The 17,595-nt window shown below is 74.3% G+C and carries 19 protein-coding genes and 3 tRNA genes; 12 read left to right on the forward strand and 10 right to left on the reverse strand.

Features of this window, described 5'->3' with window-relative positions:
* Positions 1–3: 3 nt before the first annotated feature.
* Positions 4–1,062, reverse strand: coding sequence for a sulfate ABC transporter substrate-binding protein (locus HKK73_RS03120; RefSeq protein WP_114552785.1), 1,059 nt, complete (start codon positions 1,060–1,062; stop codon positions 4–6).
* Positions 1,063–1,300: 238 nt separating this feature from the next.
* Here HKK73_RS03120 and purF point away from each other — a divergent pair, with 238 nt between their 5' ends.
* Both purF and purM read left to right on the forward strand, forming a co-directional pair.
* The gene (purF, locus tag HKK73_RS03125) at positions 1,301–2,848 is read left to right on the forward strand and encodes an amidophosphoribosyltransferase (protein ID WP_171467428.1); all 1,548 of its coding nucleotides are present in this window, start codon (positions 1,301–1,303) and stop codon (positions 2,846–2,848) included.
* A 57-nt stretch (positions 2,849–2,905) separates the two neighbouring features.
* The gene (gene purM, locus HKK73_RS03130; RefSeq protein WP_171467429.1) at positions 2,906–4,039 is read left to right on the forward strand and encodes a phosphoribosylformylglycinamidine cyclo-ligase; all 1,134 of its coding nucleotides are present in this window, start codon (positions 2,906–2,908) and stop codon (positions 4,037–4,039) included.
* A 222-nt stretch (positions 4,040–4,261) separates the two neighbouring features.
* Here purM and HKK73_RS03135 read toward each other — a convergent pair whose 3' ends face one another.
* Entirely contained in the window at positions 4,262–4,468 is a 207-nt protein-coding gene (locus HKK73_RS03135) for a DUF3073 domain-containing protein (protein ID WP_021482112.1), read from the reverse strand.
* 409 nt (positions 4,469–4,877) lie between these two features.
* Between HKK73_RS03135 and HKK73_RS03140 the strand changes: the two genes are divergently transcribed.
* Positions 4,878–5,090, forward strand: coding sequence for a BldC family transcriptional regulator (locus tag HKK73_RS03140; protein WP_021482113.1), 213 nt, complete (start codon positions 4,878–4,880; stop codon positions 5,088–5,090).
* A gap of 287 nt (positions 5,091–5,377) precedes the next feature.
* Here HKK73_RS03140 and HKK73_RS03145 read toward each other — a convergent pair whose 3' ends face one another.
* The 5 genes from HKK73_RS03145 to HKK73_RS03165 form a co-directional block, all read right to left on the reverse strand.
* Positions 5,378–5,686, reverse strand: a complete 309-nt coding sequence (locus HKK73_RS03145) for a DUF3618 domain-containing protein (protein WP_021481598.1) — start codon at positions 5,684–5,686, stop codon at positions 5,378–5,380.
* Positions 5,683–6,105 carry a phage holin family protein gene (locus HKK73_RS03150; RefSeq protein ID WP_021481597.1) on the reverse strand — a complete coding sequence of 141 codons (423 nt, stop codon included), beginning with the start codon at positions 6,103–6,105 and terminating at the stop codon, positions 5,683–5,685. The genes HKK73_RS03145 and HKK73_RS03150 overlap by 4 nt, the downstream gene beginning before the upstream one ends.
* A gap of 173 nt (positions 6,106–6,278) precedes the next feature.
* A tRNA-Phe gene (locus HKK73_RS03155) sits at positions 6,279–6,351 on the reverse strand.
* 50 nt (positions 6,352–6,401) lie between these two features.
* Positions 6,402–6,475: transfer RNA gene (locus tag HKK73_RS03160), tRNA-Asp, on the reverse strand.
* A 163-nt stretch (positions 6,476–6,638) separates the two neighbouring features.
* Positions 6,639–6,711: transfer RNA gene (locus HKK73_RS03165), tRNA-Glu, on the reverse strand.
* Between the two features lie 90 nt (positions 6,712–6,801).
* Here HKK73_RS03165 and HKK73_RS03170 point away from each other — a divergent pair.
* The 9 genes from HKK73_RS03170 to HKK73_RS03210 all read left to right on the forward strand — a co-directional run bounded on the left by HKK73_RS03170 (position 6,802) and on the right by HKK73_RS03210 (position 13,849).
* Positions 6,802–7,146, forward strand: a complete 345-nt coding sequence (locus HKK73_RS03170) for a metallopeptidase family protein (RefSeq protein ID WP_081895889.1) — start codon at positions 6,802–6,804, stop codon at positions 7,144–7,146.
* A gap of 40 nt (positions 7,147–7,186) precedes the next feature.
* Complete coding sequence (locus tag HKK73_RS03175) at positions 7,187–7,504, forward strand: metalloregulator ArsR/SmtB family transcription factor (RefSeq protein ID WP_021481595.1); 318 nt, start codon at positions 7,187–7,189, stop codon at positions 7,502–7,504.
* Positions 7,505–7,596: 92 nt separating this feature from the next.
* On the forward strand, positions 7,597–8,523 hold the full coding sequence (locus tag HKK73_RS03180) for a cation diffusion facilitator family transporter (RefSeq protein ID WP_171467430.1): 927 nt from the start codon (positions 7,597–7,599) through the stop codon (positions 8,521–8,523).
* 88 nt (positions 8,524–8,611) lie between these two features.
* Positions 8,612–9,619 (forward strand): UDP-glucose 4-epimerase GalE, encoded by a 1,008-nt coding sequence (gene galE / locus HKK73_RS03185; RefSeq protein ID WP_085386577.1) that lies wholly within the window; start codon positions 8,612–8,614, stop codon positions 9,617–9,619.
* 88 nt (positions 9,620–9,707) lie between these two features.
* Complete coding sequence (locus HKK73_RS03190) at positions 9,708–10,622, forward strand: squalene/phytoene synthase family protein (protein ID WP_085386576.1); 915 nt, start codon at positions 9,708–9,710, stop codon at positions 10,620–10,622.
* Positions 10,619–12,289, forward strand: coding sequence for a phytoene desaturase family protein (gene crtI, locus HKK73_RS03195; RefSeq protein WP_144681908.1), 1,671 nt, complete (start codon positions 10,619–10,621; stop codon positions 12,287–12,289). The genes HKK73_RS03190 and crtI overlap by 4 nt, the downstream gene beginning before the upstream one ends.
* Positions 12,286–12,624 (forward strand): lycopene cyclase domain-containing protein, encoded by a 339-nt coding sequence (locus HKK73_RS03200; RefSeq protein ID WP_031317163.1) that lies wholly within the window; start codon positions 12,286–12,288, stop codon positions 12,622–12,624. The genes crtI and HKK73_RS03200 overlap by 4 nt, the downstream gene beginning before the upstream one ends.
* Complete coding sequence (locus tag HKK73_RS03205) at positions 12,621–12,983, forward strand: lycopene cyclase domain-containing protein (protein WP_081895887.1); 363 nt, start codon at positions 12,621–12,623, stop codon at positions 12,981–12,983. Before HKK73_RS03200 ends, HKK73_RS03205 begins: the two co-directional genes overlap by 4 nt.
* Positions 12,980–13,849, forward strand: a complete 870-nt coding sequence (locus HKK73_RS03210) for a prenyltransferase (RefSeq protein WP_114552788.1) — start codon at positions 12,980–12,982, stop codon at positions 13,847–13,849. The genes HKK73_RS03205 and HKK73_RS03210 overlap by 4 nt, the downstream gene beginning before the upstream one ends.
* 91 nt (positions 13,850–13,940) lie before the next feature.
* Here the strand turns inward: HKK73_RS03210 and HKK73_RS03215 are convergent, their stop codons facing one another.
* The 3 genes from HKK73_RS03215 to HKK73_RS03225 all read right to left on the reverse strand — a co-directional run bounded on the left by HKK73_RS03215 (position 13,941) and on the right by HKK73_RS03225 (position 17,496).
* Positions 13,941–15,398, reverse strand: coding sequence for a D-alanyl-D-alanine carboxypeptidase family protein (locus HKK73_RS03215; RefSeq protein WP_137279725.1), 1,458 nt, complete (start codon positions 15,396–15,398; stop codon positions 13,941–13,943).
* A 347-nt stretch (positions 15,399–15,745) separates the two neighbouring features.
* Positions 15,746–17,017, reverse strand: coding sequence for a threonine/serine exporter ThrE family protein (locus tag HKK73_RS03220; RefSeq protein WP_171467431.1), 1,272 nt, complete (start codon positions 17,015–17,017; stop codon positions 15,746–15,748).
* 62 nt (positions 17,018–17,079) lie between these two features.
* On the reverse strand, positions 17,080–17,496 hold the full coding sequence (locus HKK73_RS03225) for a hypothetical protein (RefSeq protein ID WP_171467432.1): 417 nt from the start codon (positions 17,494–17,496) through the stop codon (positions 17,080–17,082).
* Positions 17,497–17,595: the final 99 nt, after the last annotated feature.

Genomic DNA, 17,595 nt, shown 5'->3' on the forward strand with positions numbered 1-17,595 from the left:
GGGTCACTGCTTCCCGGTCTCGGCCTGGATCTTGGTCACGAGGCCCTCGTCGCCGAAGAACTTGTCGTTGGTCGCGGACCAGCCGCCGAAGTCGTCGGCGATGGTGAGGAGGGTGGGGACGGCCGGGAACGGGTCGCTCGGGTCATTGGCGCCCTCCACCTCGAAGTCGACGTCGCCGGTGAGCGGGCGGAAGCCCACGTGCGCGAACGCCTCCTGGCCCTCGGGCGTGAGGACGAAGTCGAGGTAGCTCTGCGCCTTGGGGTCGGCGTCGACCGTCACCGCGGCGGGGTTCTCGATGAGGAGCGTCTGGTCGGGGACCACGTAGTCGAACGTCTCGCCGTTCTGCCGCGCGAGGATCGCCTCGTTCTCGTAGGAGAGCAGGACGTCGCCGGTGCCGGAGGTGAACGCCGTCGTCGCGTCGCGGCCGCTGCCGGGCAGCGCCACCGCGTTGGTGAAGAACTTCCGCAGGTACTCGGTCGCGTCCTCCTCGGAGCCGCCGTTCGCGATGACGCTGCCCCACCCGGCGAGGATGTTCCAGCGGGCCGAGCCCGAGGAACCGGGGTTCGGGGTGACGATCTCGACCCCGGGCTGGACGATGTCCTCCCAGCTCTGGATGTTCTTCGGGTTGCCCTCGCGGACCACGAGCACGACGACGGACTGGCTGACGATGCCCTGGTTCTCGCCCGCGTTCCAGTCCTCGGCGACGAGGCCCGCGTCGACGAGGCGCGTCACGTCGCCCTCGAGCGAGAAGTGCACATAGTCGGCCTCGAGCCCGTCGGCGACCGCGCGGCTCTGGTCGCCGGACGCGCCGTACGACGTCTCCCACGTCACGCCCTGGCCGTCCTCGGTCTCGCCCCACAGCTCCTGCGCCGCGTCGTTGCCCGCCTTCGGCACGGCGAAGCCGACGAGCGAGAGCGTCGTGGGCTCGACGTCGGAGCCACCGTCGCCGCTCGCGTCGCCCCCGCCCGACCCGTCGACGGCGGTCGGCGCGCAGGCGGTGAGGACCAGGGCGGTGGCTGCCGCGGCAGCCGCGAGGGTGATCGTCGTCCGGAGGCGTCGCATGGTGTCGTCCTTCGTCGGGGTCCCGGGGAGCGGGAGCGGTGGTGGAACGGGCCCGACGCGGCGGCCATACTGGACCCCTGCGGTCGGGTAAGTCGAGATTCAAGCGCGGCGTTCCCACGCAGCGAAACCCCCGACCGACAGGTGGGACGACGTAACGCCACCGTGAACGACGGCGGGCGGCCGTCCGCCTGGTCGTCCGCTTCCGTCCTCGCCCGCGCGCTGTGGGACACTGAGGTACGTGGCCCCCCGCGGAGATGGACTTCTCAACCACGACCTCATGCCCGGCGAGAAAGGCCCCCAGGACGCCTGCGGCGTCTTCGGTGTCTGGGCGCCCGGCGAGGAGGTCGCCAAGCTCGCCTACTTCGGGCTCTACGCGCTGCAGCACCGCGGCCAGGAGTCGGCGGGCATCGCGACGAGCAACGGCGAGCAGATCCTCGTCTACAAGGACATGGGCCTCGTCTCCCAGGTCTTCGACGAGACGGCCCTCAACGCCCTGACGGGGCACATCGCCGTCGGGCACTGCCGGTACTCGACCACGGGCGGCGTGACGTGGGAGAACGCGCAGCCGACGCTCGGTGCCACCGCGTCCGGGACCGTGGCCCTCGGGCACAACGGCAACCTCACGAACTCCGCCGAGCTCGTCAACCTCGTCGCCGAGCGCTACGGAAGCCAGCGCCGCGGTGAGCTCGCGCGCGGCAACACGACAGACACGGCGCTCGTCACCGCCCTGCTCGCGGGCGACGCCGACCATGCGCTCGAGGCGACGGCGCTCGAGGTGCTCCCGCGCCTGCGCGGTGCGTTCTCGCTCGTCTTCATGGACGAGCGCACGCTGTACGCCGCGCGCGACCCCCAGGGCGTGCGCCCGCTCGTGCTCGGCCGCCTCGAGCGCGGCTGGGTCGTCGCGAGCGAGACGCCGGCTCTGGACATCGTGGGCGCGTCCTTCGTGCGCGAGGTCGAGCCCGGCGAGCTCATCGCGATCGACGCGGAGGGCCTGCGCTCGCAGCGCTTCGCGCCCATCGAGCGCGCGGGCTGCGTCTTCGAGTACGTCTACCTGGCCCGCCCGGACACGAGCATCAACGGCCGCTCGGTGCACGCGGCGCGCGTCGAGATGGGCCGCCAGCTCGCCCGCGAGCACCCCGTCGAGGCGGACCTCGTCATCCCGGTCCCCGAGTCCGGCACGCCCGCCGCGGTGGGCTACGCCGCCGAGTCGGGCATCCCGTTCGGCCAGGGGCTCACGAAGAACGCCTACGTGGGCCGCACGTTCATCCAGCCGTCGGACACGCTGCGCCAGCTCGGCATCCGGCTCAAGCTCAACCCGCTGCGCGACGTGATCCGCGGCAAGCGGCTCGTCGTGGTCGACGACTCGATCGTGCGCGGCAACACGCAGCGCGCGCTCGTGCGGATGCTGCGCGAGGCCGGCGCGGCCGAGGTGCACGTGCGCATCAGCTCGCCGCCCGTGAAGTGGCCGTGCTTCTACGGCATCGACTTCGCGTCGCGCGCCGAGCTCATCGCGAACGGCCTCTCGCCGCACGAGATCGGCCAGTCGCTCGGTGCCGACAGCCTCGGCTACATCTCGACCGAGGGCATGATCTCGGCGACCGAGCAGCCGTCGTCCCAGCTCTGCACGGCGTGCTTCACGGGCAAGTACCCCATCGAGCTGCCGCCGGACGACCAGCTCGGCAAGCACCTCCTCGAGCAGGCCGAGCTCCCGCTCGGGGCGCCCGAGGACGGGCTGCGCAGCCTCTCTGTGACCGCCGGCGGCGCCGGCGCCCTCCAGCACCCCTGACCCGCACCCTACGCACCACCGGCGCGCGCGCCGCGAGACACCTTTGGAGCCGACACCATGACTGCCGACTCGCCCCGCACGGGCCTCACCTACGCCGCCGCGGGGGTCGACACCGAGGCCGGTGACAAGGCCGTCGAGCTCATGAAGGACGCCGTGCGCCGCACCCACGGGCCGCAGGTCCTCGGTGGCGTCGGCGGGTTCGCCGGCCTGTACGACTTCTCCGAGGTCGCGACGTACCGCCGTCCGCTGCTCGCGACGTCGACCGACGGCGTCGGCACCAAGGTCGCGATCGCCCAGGCGCTCGACGTGCACGACACGATCGGCTTCGACCTCGTCGGCATGGTCGTCGACGACATCGTGGTGGTGGGCGCCAAGCCGCTGTTCATGACCGACTACATCGCGTGCGGCAAGGTCGTGCCCGAGCGCATCGCGGGCATCGTGCGGGGCATCGCCGCGGCCTGCGAGGTCGCCGGCACCGCGCTCGTCGGCGGCGAGACGGCCGAGCACCCGGGCCTGCTCGGCGAGGGCGAGTACGACGTCGCGGGCGCGGCCACGGGCGTCGTCGAGGCGGACGCCCTGCTCGGCCCGGAGCGCGTGCGCGAGGGCGACGTGCTCGTCGCCATGGCGTCGTCGGGTCTCCACTCGAACGGCTACTCGCTCGTGCGCGCCGTGCTGAAGCACGCGGGCTGGGGCCTCGAGCGGCACGTCGACGAGCTCGGCCGCACCGTCGGCGAGGAGCTGCTCACCCCGACGCGCGTCTACGCGAGCGACTGCCTCGCCCTGGCCGCCGACGAGGCGGCCCAGGTCCACGCGTTCACGCACGTCACGGGCGGCGGCCTGGCCGCGAACCTCGCGCGCGTCCTCCCGGCCGGGCTCGTCGGGGTCGTGGACCGGGGGAGCTGGGACGTGCCGCCCGTCTTCCGCCTCGTGCGCGAGCTGGGCGGGGTGCCGCGCGGCGACCTCGAGAACACCCTCAACCTCGGCGTCGGGATGGTCGCGGTCGTGGGCGCGGACGGCGTCGACGCCGCCCTGGCGCGGTGCGCCGCGCTCGGCGTGCCCGCGTGGGTGCTCGGCACGGTCGAGGCCTTCGACCCGGACGCGGCCCGCGACCTCGCCGACGGCGACCTGGTCGCCGGCACCAAGGGCGTCCAGGCGGGTGCGGTGCGGCTCGTCGGGGACTACCGCTCCTGATCACCGCCCGGTCGGGTCGGCGCGCGGATCGCGGCGTCGGCCCGGCCAGGGCTGCTCTCCCGCGGGCGCGACGGCGCGGTGGGTCGATCCGCCGAGGACATCGCGGTGGGCTGATCCGTCGCGGACGCACGACGACGGCGCCACCGCCTGCGGGCAGGCGGCGGCGCCGTCGAGGTCAGGTGCGTCCGTGCGAGACGGCGGAGGGGGTGTGGCGGACGACCGTCAGCGGTCGTCGGACCAGTCGTTGTAGCGCTGGTCGTAGCGCTCGAGGTCGTCCGGCTCGGCGCCGAAGCGCGAGTCCGTCACGACATCCGTACGGCTGTGACCCGTGAGCTCCTGCTCGAGCGCACTGTAGTTCGTCTCGGGGCTGTAGTACTTCAGCGCGCGAGCGACCTTGGTCTGCTTTGCCTTCTGACGGCCGCGGCCCATGGCTCCGACCCCCTCAACGTAGAAGCGGGGCGGCAACGTACTCAGACGTGCGGCCCCGGGGTGTAGTTTCGTCTGTTCAGGGTCCAACGGTACATGCTCAGGGCCTATTCCATCCACTCAGAGACCCTGGTCGAGCCGTGGACGTGCCTACCGTCACACAGTCTCCACCGCGCGGCCTCGCCCGGGCCGGGTCCGGTGGTGCGGAGGGCCCCTGCGGACCACCTGCGGCAACGCTCTCGTATGCCGCAGGAGCGCCTATCCGGCCGATCCGACCATAGAGCGCCTAATTCACCCGTCCGTCAAGTCGCCCGAAATCCGCATGCTGCGACAATGGAAGGTACTGGCGTCGTGCTGTCGTCGTGATCCGGGGTATCTGCCGGACCAGCGCGTACCAGGAGGAGGTGTCGTGATGTCCATGCACGGGGAGTCCGAGGTTCTGCTCACGCCCGCCGAGGTCGCCAGCCTTTTCCGCGTCGACCCCAAGACCGTCACCCGCTGGGCGAAGGCGGGCAAGCTGTCGTCGATCCGCACCCTCGGTGGCCACCGGCGCTACCGCGAGTCCGAGGTCCGGGCCCTGCTCGGCGCCGCCAGCGAGCCCGCGGACGGCACCGACAAGTCCTGACCCGGGGTCGCGCCCCGCCCACGGCCCACGGCACGCCGACGTGGCGGCGCGTACCCGAACGGGCGCCGGCTCGACGCGCGCCCTCGGTCGGCCACGGCGGCGCCGGCCTTGCCACCCAGCTCTGCGCGCGTGCGACGCTCCCGCACGCCGGACGTCCCGCGTCCCGAACCCTCCCCGCGTGCCGGAGATCCCGCACGTCGCCGAACCCTCCCGCACGCCGGAACGCCGCCGACCCCGCGTCCGGTGGAGCACCGGCGCGGGGTCGACGGCGTTCGTCGACGGGGTCGCTACGAGCGGCGGCGGAGGATCGCCGCGGCCACCAGCGCGACACCGACGACGGCGGCGCCCAGCAGCAGCTTGACGTTGCGGGACCGGTCCGGGTCCTCCTCGGGCAGCCCGTTGCCGGAGAGGAACGCCCCGGTGTCGCTCGCCGCCTGCTTCGCCTGCTGCGCGGCGGCCTTGGCCTGGACGCGCGGGTCGAGCCGCGTCGTGAGCTCGTCGATCGTCCCCGCGAGCTCCTTGCGGGTGCGCGCGATCTCGTCCTCGAGCTGGGACGGGGAGAGCTGGGGGTCGGGGGTCTCGCCGGTTCCGCTCACGGGCGCAGTCCTTCCTTGATGGTCGCGACGTCTTCCTTGATGCTCTCGACCGCACCGGTCGGCGTCGGCGGCACGCCCCGCTGGAGCTGCTTGACGCCGACGAACGCGAGCGTACCGGCGACCAGCACGAGGACGCCGCCGACGATCAGCGCCGCGAGCCACAGCGGCATGGCGGTCGCGAGGCCCTCCATGGCGGAGTGCAGCAGGAAGCCCAGGCCGTACAGCACTAGCACGCCGCCGACGACGAGCAGGCCGATGCCGATGCCGGCGTGCTTCGCCTTCGTCGTCAGCTCGGCCTTCGCGAGGGCGATCTCCGAGCGGACGAGCCGGGTCGCCTGCTCGGACAAGCGCTCCACGAGCTGTCCGACTGTCGGCTTCTGCTCCTCGGGCGGGATGCGCCCGTCGATCCAGTCGCTCATCTCTCAGCCTTTCCGCAGGTGATCCCCCACCACTCAACCGGCACCGGGGTCGGCGCGCAACTTCCCCGGGGGTGCGCGCGGTGCCCGGGGGCGAGGAGGGTCGCGCGAGGGACACCGCGCGGGCCCGGGACGCAGAAGACCCCCGTCCGGAATCCCGGGCGGGGGTCTCTCGGTGGCTCCGACCGGCGTCGATCCGGTGACCTTTCGATTTTCAGTCGAACGCTCTACCAACTGAGCTACAGAGCCATGGGGGAAGAGCCCGGCCGGCCGATGCCGACCGGGCTCTTCGCCTCACGCGACCCTGACGGGACTTGAACCCGCGACCTCCGCCGTGACAGGGCGGCGCGCTAACCAACTGCGCTACAGGGCCTTGCTGTTCTTCGCGAGACACACCTTAGCACCAGGGAACCCGGTGATTTTCACCAGCGATCCTGGTGGTGTGGTGGCCCGCATTCGAACCGAGAGGATCGTACCGTACCGGTGAGCCGATCCGTAAATCCGCCGGTGACCACCGGTTCCGACGCGATCTCGCGTACCCCCAACGGGATTCGAACCCGTGCTACCGCCGTGAAAGGGCGGGGTCCTAGGCCGCTAGACGATGGGGGCTCAGGAACGTCGGCCAGTGTACAGCGGCGCCGCCGGGGGCTCCTCGTCGGATCCGCCGCCCGCGCGGGGGAGGATGGGCGGGTGGTGGAGATGACGCGGGCCGACTTCGAGGACGCCGTGCGCGACGGGCTGGACCTCGTCCCCGAGGAGCTGGCGGTGCAGATGGACAACGTCGTGGTGCTCGTCGAGGACGACGCGCCCGACGACGACCCCGAGCTGCTCGGGCTCTACGAGGGGGTGCCGCTCACGGAGCGCGACCACATGTGGGCGGCGGGCGCGCTGCCCGACCGCATCACGATCTTCCGGAACCCGACGCTCGCCATCTGCGAGACGCGCGAGGACGTGGTCGAGGAGGTGGCGGTGACCGTCGTCCACGAGATCGCGCACCACTTCGGCATCGACGACGACCGGCTGCACGAGCTCGGCTGGGGCTGAGCCCGGGCGGTCCGGGGCTGCCGATCGCTAGGATCGGCGGGTGACGACGAGCGCCGCGAGCGACCCCCGGCACGACGGCGCGCACGACCACGAGGCGGTCGCGCGCCTGCTCCACGCGCTCGCCGAGCCGCGCCGTCTCGCGATCGTGCACCTGCTCACGGGCTCGGAGCGCCGGGTCGTCGACCTCACGCGCGAGCTCGGGCTGGCGCAGTCGACCGTCTCGGAGCACCTCACCACGCTGCGCGAGGTGGGGGTCGTCGCGGTGCGGCGGGAGGGCCGGTCGTCCTGGTACCGCCTCGTGCGCCCGGAGGTCGCGCACCTCCTCGCCGACGCGGAGCACGTCGCCCTCGCCCCCTGACCCCTGCGCGTGACGCGTGTCACGGTGCATCCCGCCTAGAAAACATCGGTGTTCATCGATATCATCGGTAAACACCGATGAATGGAGGATCGATGGGAGCGGGTCACGACCACGGCGCAGGTGACCTCGGCGCGCCCGACCACCGCAGGCGGCTCGCCGTCGCGTTCGGCATCACCGCGACGATCCTCGCGGCCCAGGCCGTCGGCGCGGTGCTCACAGGGAGCCTGGCGCTCCTCACGGACACGGCGCACATGCTCACCGACGCGATCGGGCTGGCCGTCGCGCTGGTCGCGGCGTCGCTCGCGCTGCGCCCGGCGACCAAGCACCGCACGTGGGGCTTCCGTCGTGTCGAGGTGCTCGCGGCCCTCGCGCAGGCGGCGCTGCTCCTCGCCGTCGGCGCGTACGCCGCCGTCGAGGGCGTCCGGCGCCTGCTCGAGCCGCCCGAGGTGCCCTCCTCCGAGCTGCTCGTGTTCGGGATCGTCGGCCTCGTGGGGAACCTCGTCGCCATCGCGGTCCTGGCGTCCGGGCGGCGCGCGAACCTCAACCTGCGGGCCGCGTTCCTCGAGGTGGTCAACGACGCGCTGGGCTCCGTCGGGGTCATCGTGGCCGCCGTCGTGATCGCCACGACGGGCTACCAGCGGGCCGACGCGATCGCCGGCCTGCTCATCGCCGTCCTCATCGTGCCGCGCGCGTTCCGCCTCCTGCGCGAGGCGACGGCCGTCCTCATGGAGTTCACGCCCGAGGGCCTGGACCTCGACGACGTCCGGCGGCACATCCTCTCGCTCGACCACGTCGAGGACGTCCACGACCTGCACGCCTCCACGGTCGCGACGGGGCTCCCGACCATCTCGGCGCACGTCGTCGTGGACGACGCGTGCTTCCGCGACGGGCACGCGCTGGAGATCGTCGAGCGCGTGCGCACGTGCGTCGCCCACCACTTCCCGGTCTCCGTCGAGCACTCGACCTTCCAGCTCGAGACGGCGGCCCTGCGCGACCGCGAGGCGCACGGCCACGCCTGAGGGCGCCGTCGGGCCTCCCCGCGGCGCGCGACCGGACGCCCTGGGGGCGACCCGTCGCCGCGCGGGGCGCGCGCACTAGGGTGGTGCCATGACGATCCTCGTGACCGGCGGAGCCGGGTACATCGGCGCGCACGTGGTGCGCCTCCTGCAGGAGCGCGGCGAGAAGGTGGTCGTGGTCGACGACCTGAGCACGGGCCGCGCGGACCGGGTGGGTGACGCGGTGCTCGTCGAGGTCGACGTCGCGTCGCCCGAGGCCGTGGACGTGCTCACGCGCGCCATGACCGAGCACGACGTGCGCGCGGTCGTCCACTTCGCGGCGCGCAAGCAGGTGGGGGAGTCGGTCGAGAAGCCGGCCTGGTACTACCAGCAGAACGTCGGGGGCTTCACGAACCTCGTCACCGCGATGCAGGCGGCCGGCGTCGACCGCCTCGTCTTCTCGTCGTCGGCGGCGACGTACGGCATGCCGTCGGTGTCCCTGGTCGAGGAGAAGCTGCACGCCGAGCCGATCAACCCCTACGGCGAGACGAAGCTGGTCGGGGAGTGGCTCGGTCGGGCCGCGAGCCGCGCGTGGGGGCTGCGGTTCGTCGCCCTGCGCTACTTCAACGTCGCCGGTGCGGGCTGGCCGGACCTGGGCGACCCCGCGGTGCTCAACCTCGTGCCCATGGTCCTCGACCGCCTCGAGCGCGGCGAGCGGCCCAAGATCTTCGGGGACGACTACCCGACGCCGGACGGCACGTGCATCCGGGACTACATCCACGTCCTCGACCTCGCGCAGGCCCACCTCGCCGCGCTCGAGTACCTCGACGTGGACGAGCGTCCGTTCGACGTCTTCAACGTCGGCACGGGCGAGGGCTCCTCGGTGCGCGAGGTGATCGACGAGATCGGGCGCGTCAGCGGGCTCGACGTCACGCCGGAGGTCCTGCCGCGCCGCGCGGGCGACCCGCCGCAGCTCGTCGGGAACCCCCGCCGCATCAACGAGCTCTTCGGCTGGCGCGCCACGAACGGCCTGCCGGAGATCATCGCGTCGGCGTGGGAGGCCTGGCAGTCCGGGCCCCGCCGCATCGACACGACGCGCGAGGCCGCCTCCGAGGTGTGAAATCCGGCGTCCCGTGCGATCCTACATCCCTCAGCATGCTGAGGATTGACCGGGGAGGTGCCCCGGCGACGGAAGGCGGGACGACGACGTGGGCGACGAGAGCGACCCGGCACGGCTGTACGACCTGACCGCCGCACGCACGAGCCGGGTCGTGCTGGCGGCGTACTCGACCTCGTTCGGGCTGGGCGCACGCCTGCTCGACACGCCGACCCGCGACGGGATCGACGCGGTGTACGGGCTCGTGCGGATCGCCGACGAGGTCGTGGACACGCGCCGCGGCGACGGCGCGGCAGACCTCCTCGACGAGCTCGAGGCGGAGACGGCGCGGGCGCTCGACCGGGGCTGGTCGACGAACCTCGTCGTCCACTCGTTCGCCCGTGCCGCGCGCCGCTGCGGCTTCGGGCACGACGAGGTCGACCCGTTCTTCGCCTCGATGCGCACCGACCTCACGGTGCGCGTGCACGACCGCGAGAGCTACGAGCGGTACGTGTACGGCTCGGCGGAGGTCGTCGGCCTCATGTGCCTCGCGGTGTTCCTCAACGCGCGGCGCCGCCCGGGAGAGCCGCTGCGCGTCCCGGACCCGGTGCTGGTCCGCGGCGCCCGCGCGCTCGGCGCGGCGTTCCAGAAGATCAACTTCCTGCGCGACCTGCGCACCGACCACGACGAGCTCGGGCGCGCCTACCTGCCGGGCGTCGTCCCCGGCCGGCTGCGCCGCCGGGACGTCGAGGCGTTCTGCCGCGAGGTGGAGGGCGACCTCGCCGCCGCCCGCGCCGCGCTCCCCGGGCTCCCGGTGCGCCCGCGCATCGCCGTGGCCGCGACCGTCGCCGTCTACGAGCGGCTCCTCGCGCGGCTCGCCGCGACGCCGCCGGAGGACATCCTGCGTGCGCGCGTGCGCATCCCGGACACGATGAAGGTCGCGCTCGCGGCGCGCGCCGCCGGCGGCCAGCTCCTCGGCCAGGTGGCGTCCGCCCGCTCCCCGCGCCCGCGGAAGGTGCTCGCGTGAGGGCTCCGCGCGTCGTCGTCGTCGGAGGGGGGATCGCCGGGCTCGCCACCGCCGCCCTGCTCGCGCGCGGTGGCGCCCGCGTCACCCTGCTCGAGCGGCACGACGAGGTGGGCGGTCGCGCGGGCACGCTCGAGGTGGACGGCTTCCGCTTCGACACCGGCCCGTCCTGGTACTTCATGCCCGAGGTGTTCGAGCACTTCTTCGGGCTGCTCGGCGCGCGCGTCGAGGACCACCTCGACCTCGTCCCGCTCGACCCGGCGTACCGGGTGTTCTTCGAGCCGGGCGCGGACGGCGCGGCGTCGACGTTCGAGCTGTCCGGCAACCCCGGGGTCAACCGGTCGCGGCTCGACGCGATCGAGCCGGGTGCCGGGGGCCGGGTCGCCGCGTACGCCGAGGACGCGAGCGAGGCGTACGGGCTCGCGCTCGACCACTTCCTCTACACGACGTTCGAGCGCCCCGACCGGGCGCTCTCGCCCGCGGTGCTGCGCCGGCTTCCGCGCCTGGCCGGGCTCCTGCGCGAGTCGCTCGCCGACCGGGCCGCGCGCGCCGTGGACGACCCGCGGCTCCAGCAGCTCCTCGGGTACCACGCCGTGTTCCTCGGGTCGTCCCCCTACCGCGCGCCCGCGCTCTACTCGCTCATGAGCCACCTCGACCTCGTCGACGGCGTCCAGTACCCCCGCGGGGGCATGTACACGCTCATCGAGGCCGTCGAGCGGCTCGCGCGCGACGCGGGCGCCGAGGTGCGCACCGGCGCCGACGTCGCCGGGATCGAGGTCGTGCCCGGCGGCGGTCGCCGCGGCCGGGTCGCCGGGGTGCGCCTCGCGTCGGGCGAGCTCGTCGAGGCGGACGTCGTCGTGTCGGCCGCCGACCGGCACCACACGGAGACGGCGCTCCTCGATCCGCGCTGGGCCGACCTCCCCGCCGCGGCGTGGGAGGACAAGGGCCCCGGCATCTCGGCGCTGCTCGTGCTCGCGGGCGTCCGCGGCGAGCTGCCCGAGCTCGCGCACCACTCGCTGTTCTTCACGAAGGACTGGCCCGCCAACTTCGACGCGGTGCTCGGCCCGGACCGTCGCAGCGACCCCCGCGGCCTGCGCGTGCCGGAGCCGGCCTCGCTGTACGTGTCGCGCACGAGCGCGACCGACGGGCCGACGTCGGCCGCCCCCGCGGCGCCGCCCGGCCACGAGAACCTGTTCCTCCTCGTGCCGTTCCCCGCCGACCCGACGCTCGGCGGCGACGAGCCGTCGCAGCGCACGCTCGAAGGGCTGGCCGACCGCTACCTCGCCCAGGTGGGACGCTGGGCGGGCGTCGAGGACCTCCCGGGGCGCGTCGTCACGCGACGCGTGCTCGGCCCGGCGCACTTCGCGACCGAGCTCTCGGCGTGGCGCGGCGGCGCGCTCGGCATGGAGCACACCCTGCGGCAGTCCGCGCTGTGGCGCCCGGGCAACGCGTCCCGCCGTGTCGACGGGCTCTACCACGCCGGAGGTGGCACGATCCCGGGCGTGGGACTGCCGATGTGCCTGATCAGCGCCGAGCTCGTCGCCAAGCGGCTGCTCGGCGAGACGTCCGCGCGCCCGCTGCCCGAGCCGCTGCGCGAGGGCTTCCTCGCCGCGAGCCGCCGGCCCGAACGGCTCCGGCCGGCGGACCGGCCGGTGGCGGTCCGCCGGTGACGGGCCTCGCCTACCTCGGTGCGCTCGCGGTCTCGCTCGGCGGCCTGGCCGTGCTCGACCGCCGGTTCCGGCTCGCGTTCTGGTCCGACCCGCGGCGGGCCGCGCTCACGGTCGGGCTCGGCGTCGTCGGGTTCCTCGCGTGGGACGTCGCGGGACTCGCGCTCGGGATCTTCGCGCGCGGGGAGAGCCCCTGGATGACCGGGCTGCTGCTCGCGCCCGACCTCCCCGTCGAGGAGGCGGTGTTCCTGACGCTCCTGTGCTACAACGCGCTGCTCGTCTGGCGGGGCGCCGAGCGCGTGCTCGCGGCCCGGCGCGCCGGGGAGGACGACGCGTGACGAACATCGTGCTCAACGTCATCGTCCTCGCGGTGCTCGTCGCGGTGTCGTGGCGCGTGCTGCGCCGGCTGCGACCCGGGCCGCTCGTGTGGACGGCCGTCGTGATGTGCGTGCTCACCCTCGTGTTCGACACGCTGATGATCGCGGCCGACCTGTACGTCTACCACCCGGACAAGATCCTCGGCGTCTACCTGTGGGGGGCGCCGCTCGAGGACTTCGCGTACGCGCTCGCCGCCGCGCTCGGGATGCCGGTGCTGTGGACGGTGCTCGGCGCCCGCGGTCGCGACCGCACCGCCGGTCGCGACCGCACCGCCGAGCGCGGGTCCGGGCGCGCGCGTGCCACGGAGGACGACCGGTGAAGGACGTCCTCGCCGCGTCGCGGCCCTTCTCCTGGATCAACACCGCGTACCCCTTCGCCGCGGGGTACCTCGTGGCGACCGGCGGGCGCGTCGACCTCGCGCTCGTCGTCGGGACGCTGTACTTCCTCGTGCCGTACAACCTGCTCATGTACGGCGTGAACGACGTCTTCGACTACGCGAGCGACCTGCGGAACCCGCGCAAGGGCGGCATCGAGGGCGCGCTGGCGGACCCGGCGACCGCGCGCGTCACGCACCGGCGCATCCTGCGCGCGTGCGTCGCGACCAACGTGCCGTTCCTCGTCGCGCTCCTGCTCGTCGGCGACCCGCTCGCGGGCGCGGTCCTCGCGCTCGTGGTGTTCGGCGTCGTCGCCTACTCGGCGCCCCGGCTGCGGTTCAAGGAGCGCCCGTTCCTCGACTCGTTCACCTCCGCCATGCACTTCGCCGGGCCGCTGCTGTACGCGCTCGTGCTCGTCGACGCGGACCTCTCCGCGCGGTCCGTCTGGCCCGTGCTCGTCGGCTTCGTGCTCTGGGGCATGGCCTCGCACGCGTTCGGTGCGGTGCAGGACGTGCGCGCGGACCGCGAGGGCGGCATCGCGTCCGTCGCGACGGCGATCGGCGCGCACGCGACCGTGCTCGCCGCGGCGGCGGCGTACGTCGGGGCGGCCGTCGTGCTCGCGGTGCTCCCGTGGCCCGGCGTCCTCGCCGCGCTGCTCCCGCTGCCGTACGCCGTCAACGTGCTGCGGTTCCGCGACGTGCGCGACGACGACTGCGAGCGCGCCAACGCCGGGTGGCGGGCGTTCCTGTGGCTCAACCTCGTCACCGGGTTCCTCGTGACGATGCTGCTCCTCGCGGACGCCCTCACCTGACGCGCCCGGCGTCGCCGCGCACGGACGACGAAGGCCCCGGTCCCGCGAGGTCGTCGCGGTGCCGGGGCCGTCGTCGTGGGGGAGCGGCTCGTCAGGAGATGTCGCCGTACTCCCAGTGCCAGGGCTCGTTCTTCGAGCCTCCGGCGCGGGCCCACTCGGGGTTCTCCCACCCGTAGGCCGGCGCGTTGGCGCGCATCCACTCGTACTGCGCGGTGCCGTAGCTCTGGATGCCGCCGCCGAGGTCGAGCGCGAGCGCCCAGCCGTGGTTCGACATGCCGGGCGGCGCCGCGAAGTAGCCGCGGGACGCCTTCACGGCGACCTGGGACGCGTACGAGCGGTACGAGTCCGTCACGGACAGGTTCGCGCCGAACGCCTCGCGGTACTTCTCGTTGAGGGCCTCGATCTGGTGGGCGGCGTCGCAGCGGAGCTGCTCGCCGGGCGCGAACGACAGCTCGCACAGCGCGCTCGCCGGGATCTGGCCGTTGCCGTAGCCCGCGGTGGACGTGGCCCACTGGTCGAGCTGGGCGGCGACCTCCTCGGCCGACGGCGGTCCGGGCACGACCTGGACGGTCACGCCCGAGCCGGCGGCGTCGAGCAGGGTCGTGAGCTCCGCCGTCAGCGCGGCGATCTCCTCCGTGCCGGCGGGAGCCGCCGGGTCCGCCGGTGCCTCGGCGTCTGCGGCCGGGGCACCGGCGTTCGCGTTCCCCGTACCGGTGGTGAGGTCGGGCGCGTCGGTCGCGGTGTCCGCGGCCGCCGCGTCCTCCTCGGGCGACTCGGTCGCCGCGTCAGCGCCGGCCGACGGCGCGGCGGCGTCCGTCCCGGGCGGGGCGTCGTCGGGCGCCGTGGCCAGGCCCGGCGTCGCGGTGCCGAGCGTCGGGACCGCGGCCTCGAGCTCGTCGAGCGGCGTGCGGGCCGAGGACCGGCTCGCACGGTCGTCGGCGCGGCCGTCGAGCGCGGGCACGCTCGCGCCGAGCGTCTCGGCGGCGGTGAGCGTGTCGTCGGTCGCGGGCTCCTCGGTGGCCTCGGCGGTCGCCGTGGCGCCGTCGTCCGGGCTCGCGAGCCCGGACCCCGCGGGGGAGCCGAGGAGCGTGGTGGCATCCTCGGACGGGGACGCCTCGGACACGGCCTCGCTGAGCCGCGTGCGCGCGTCCTCGATCTGGGCGACCTGCTCGGGCGTGAGCGCCGCGGCGCCCTCCCCGGTGAGGAACTGGGCCCGGACGAGCACGTCGCCCGCGGCGTCGACGGTCGCCGGGTCGGCCGTCGCCGGGGCGGCGGACGTCCCGAGGGACACGGGGGCGACCGCGGTGCCGGGGGTCGGCGCGCCGGCGGGCGCCGCCTCGGTCGCGTCGGTCGCCGCGGACGGCACCGCGCCGTCGGCGAAGGCCGCCGCGGCGGTGCTCGCGGTGAGCGCGACGGCCGCGACGGCGGCGCCGGTCCCGAGCGTGCGGCGGCGCCGGGGCGCGGCAGAGCCGGTCCTGTGCGTGCCACGGCGGGCAGCGGAGACGAGTGCGGCGGGGAACGAGGCCCGGCGCGCGGTGTGGCGGCCCATCTAGCGCGCCTCGCCGCGGACGGCGGGGTACGCGCCGGTGGTGCCGGTCGGGGTGGACGTGAGGTGCTGTGCAGTGGTCAAGCGGACGATCCGATCATCGGGTCGTGGTCGCGGGCATCGAGCGCGGCGCGCTCCGGTCCCTGGGCACCTGCGCAGGGGAGCGCGGGGTGACCACGACGGCGTGCGGTCGGGCGGGACGCGAGCGCGCCCTCTCACCACGACGCCGACAGGCACGGTCTCGGGGTGGACCGCGGAGGCCTGTCGGCTGTTCCATCTTCAACTAGACGGACGTCCAGAGGGGTGGGCTCACGAGGGGAAGCCCCGGGAATGGCGTGGGGACCGTGTGCTCAGGACGTGAAGAGGGTACGTGTCACGCGTCCTGCGTCGCGCGTGACCGCCGAGCCGACGAGCGTCCCGAGCGCGATCCCGAACACGGCGACGACCGCGTTCGCGATCTCCTGCGCGGCCTCCGGGCCCCCGTTCACGAGGTCGGAGAGACCCAGGAGGCTCAGGGCACCGGGCACGAGGAGCCAGAACGCGGGCAGCGTCGTGACGGCCGCCGGCGGCCCGTGCCGCGAGCGCTCGACGAGCGCGGCGAGCGGGGCGATGACGAGCGCCCCGAAGAACCCGGCGAGGGGCGCCGCGGCGAGCGACCCCAGGAGCTGGGCCGCGTAGGCGCCCAGCAGCACGAGCAGGACCCAGGGGAGCGACCCGCGCGGGGACGACGCGAAGAGCATCTGCCCCAGCCCGACGGCGAGGATCCCGACCCACGGCGCCCACCACCCGAGGCGGTCGCCCTGCGGTGCCGCGACGAGCGGGCCCCCGACGGCGGCGCCGGCGACGACGCCGAACACGAGGAGCAGGAGCTGCGCGACGCCGTAGACGAGCCGGCTCGCCCCCGCGACGATCTGGTTGCTCGTCAGCTCGATCGCCGCGACGGTGAGCACCGACCCGGGCAGGAACGACACGAGCGGCGGGACGAGCACGCTCAGCGGGTCGTCGCCCAACCACGGGTGCACCACGTCCACGGCGAGGAGCGTGACGACGAACGCCGCGACGACGGGCAGGGCGGTCGCGAGCGTGGGCCACCGCGTGCCGAGCCAGCGCAGCGCCCCGACGAGCAGCCCGAGCGCGAGGTAGACGGGCAGGAGCGGGCCCGTCGGGTTGAGCACGAGGCCGAACCCGACGGTGAGCAGCCCGTGCCCGACGACGGTGAGCACGGGCCCGAACCGGGGCGGGCGGGCGACGATCGCGCGCAGCTGCGCCCGCGCGTCGGCGAGCGGGACGTCCGACGTGCGCAGGCGGCGCACGAGCGTCATGAGCGCCCCGATCTGGTCGAGGTTGAGACCGCTCGCCTCGGCGGCCGAGAAGTCCGCGACCGCGCCGCTCTCGGTGCTCACCCGGACGAAGACGCCCGTCGGCAGGACGAGGGTGCCGACGGTCGAGGCGCCCGACCGCCGGGCGACCGCCTCGAGGTCGTCCTCGACGTCGGTGACCGAGCGGCCGGAGTCGAGGAGCGCCGTCCCGAGCTCGCGCAGGAGAGGCACGAGGTCGGGCGAGACCTCGGGCGGCTCGGGCTCGACCGCGAGGGGCGGCTCGTCGCCCAGCGCGCGCAGCACCCGGCGCACGACGCCCGGGGCACGCCGGACGTCGTCGAGCCAGGTCGCGTGCCGGCGGCGGGTCAGGGCGGGCCCTCCGTGCTCACGGCGACGAGCGCGAGCAGGGCGTCCGCGTAGGCGTCGGCCGCGTCGGCGGCGCGGTGCTCGGCCGCCTCGCCGAGGACCTCGGTGCGCACGACGTACCCGTCGGGGGTCCGTTCGAGCGCGCGGAACGTGCCGCCGAGCAGCTCGCGGAGCTGGCCCTCCAGCGGGTGCCACAGCGCGTCCTCGAGCGCGACGGAGTCGAGCGCCCACTCCGTCGTGCCGTTGAAGCCGAGCACGACGCCGGTGTCGAACTCGTGCGGCTCGATGGTCATGTCGCTCACGGTGAAGACGTCGCCGTCGGCACCGGTGGTGAGGAGGCGGAAGCGGTCGCCCGAGGCGGGGGACCACCGCACGCCCGCGTCGCGCAGGGCGAGCGCGAGCTCCCACGAGATCATGCCTGCCACGGTAGGCCCGGCCCGGCCGCCGCGCGCGTCGGCCCGCGTCCCGACCCGCGGGACGATCCGTCCCGCGCCCGCGCGCGTTCACGACCCGGA

Source organism: Cellulosimicrobium sp. 72-3 (assembly GCF_013127315.1).
Classification (GTDB): Bacteria; Actinomycetota; Actinomycetes; order Actinomycetales; family Cellulomonadaceae; genus Cellulosimicrobium; species Cellulosimicrobium funkei.

What these genes read in the sequence shown, in the direction of transcription:
- HKK73_RS03150 (WP_021481597.1), bottom strand. Translation starts at nt 6,105, where the DNA reads ATGAGCGACTGGATCGACGGGCGCATCCCGCCCGAGGAGCAGAAGCCG.
- HKK73_RS03215 (WP_137279725.1), bottom strand. Translation starts at nt 15,398, where the DNA reads ATGGGCCGCCACACCGCGCGCCGGGCCTCGTTCCCCGCCGCACTCGTC.
- HKK73_RS03120 (WP_114552785.1), bottom strand. Translation starts at nt 1,062, where the DNA reads ATGCGACGCCTCCGGACGACGATCACCCTCGCGGCTGCCGCGGCAGCC.
- HKK73_RS03180 (WP_171467430.1), top strand. Translation starts at nt 7,597, where the DNA reads ATGGGAGCGGGTCACGACCACGGCGCAGGTGACCTCGGCGCGCCCGAC.
- HKK73_RS03135 (WP_021482112.1), bottom strand. Translation starts at nt 4,468, where the DNA reads ATGGGCCGCGGCCGTCAGAAGGCAAAGCAGACCAAGGTCGCTCGCGCG.
- galE (WP_085386577.1), top strand. Translation starts at nt 8,612, where the DNA reads ATGACGATCCTCGTGACCGGCGGAGCCGGGTACATCGGCGCGCACGTG.
- HKK73_RS03140 (WP_021482113.1), top strand. Translation starts at nt 4,878, where the DNA reads ATGTCCATGCACGGGGAGTCCGAGGTTCTGCTCACGCCCGCCGAGGTC.
- HKK73_RS03170 (WP_081895889.1), top strand. Translation starts at nt 6,802, where the DNA reads ATGACGCGGGCCGACTTCGAGGACGCCGTGCGCGACGGGCTGGACCTC.
- purM (WP_171467429.1), top strand. Translation starts at nt 2,906, where the DNA reads ATGACTGCCGACTCGCCCCGCACGGGCCTCACCTACGCCGCCGCGGGG.
- HKK73_RS03225 (WP_171467432.1), bottom strand. Translation starts at nt 17,496, where the DNA reads ATGATCTCGTGGGAGCTCGCGCTCGCCCTGCGCGACGCGGGCGTGCGG.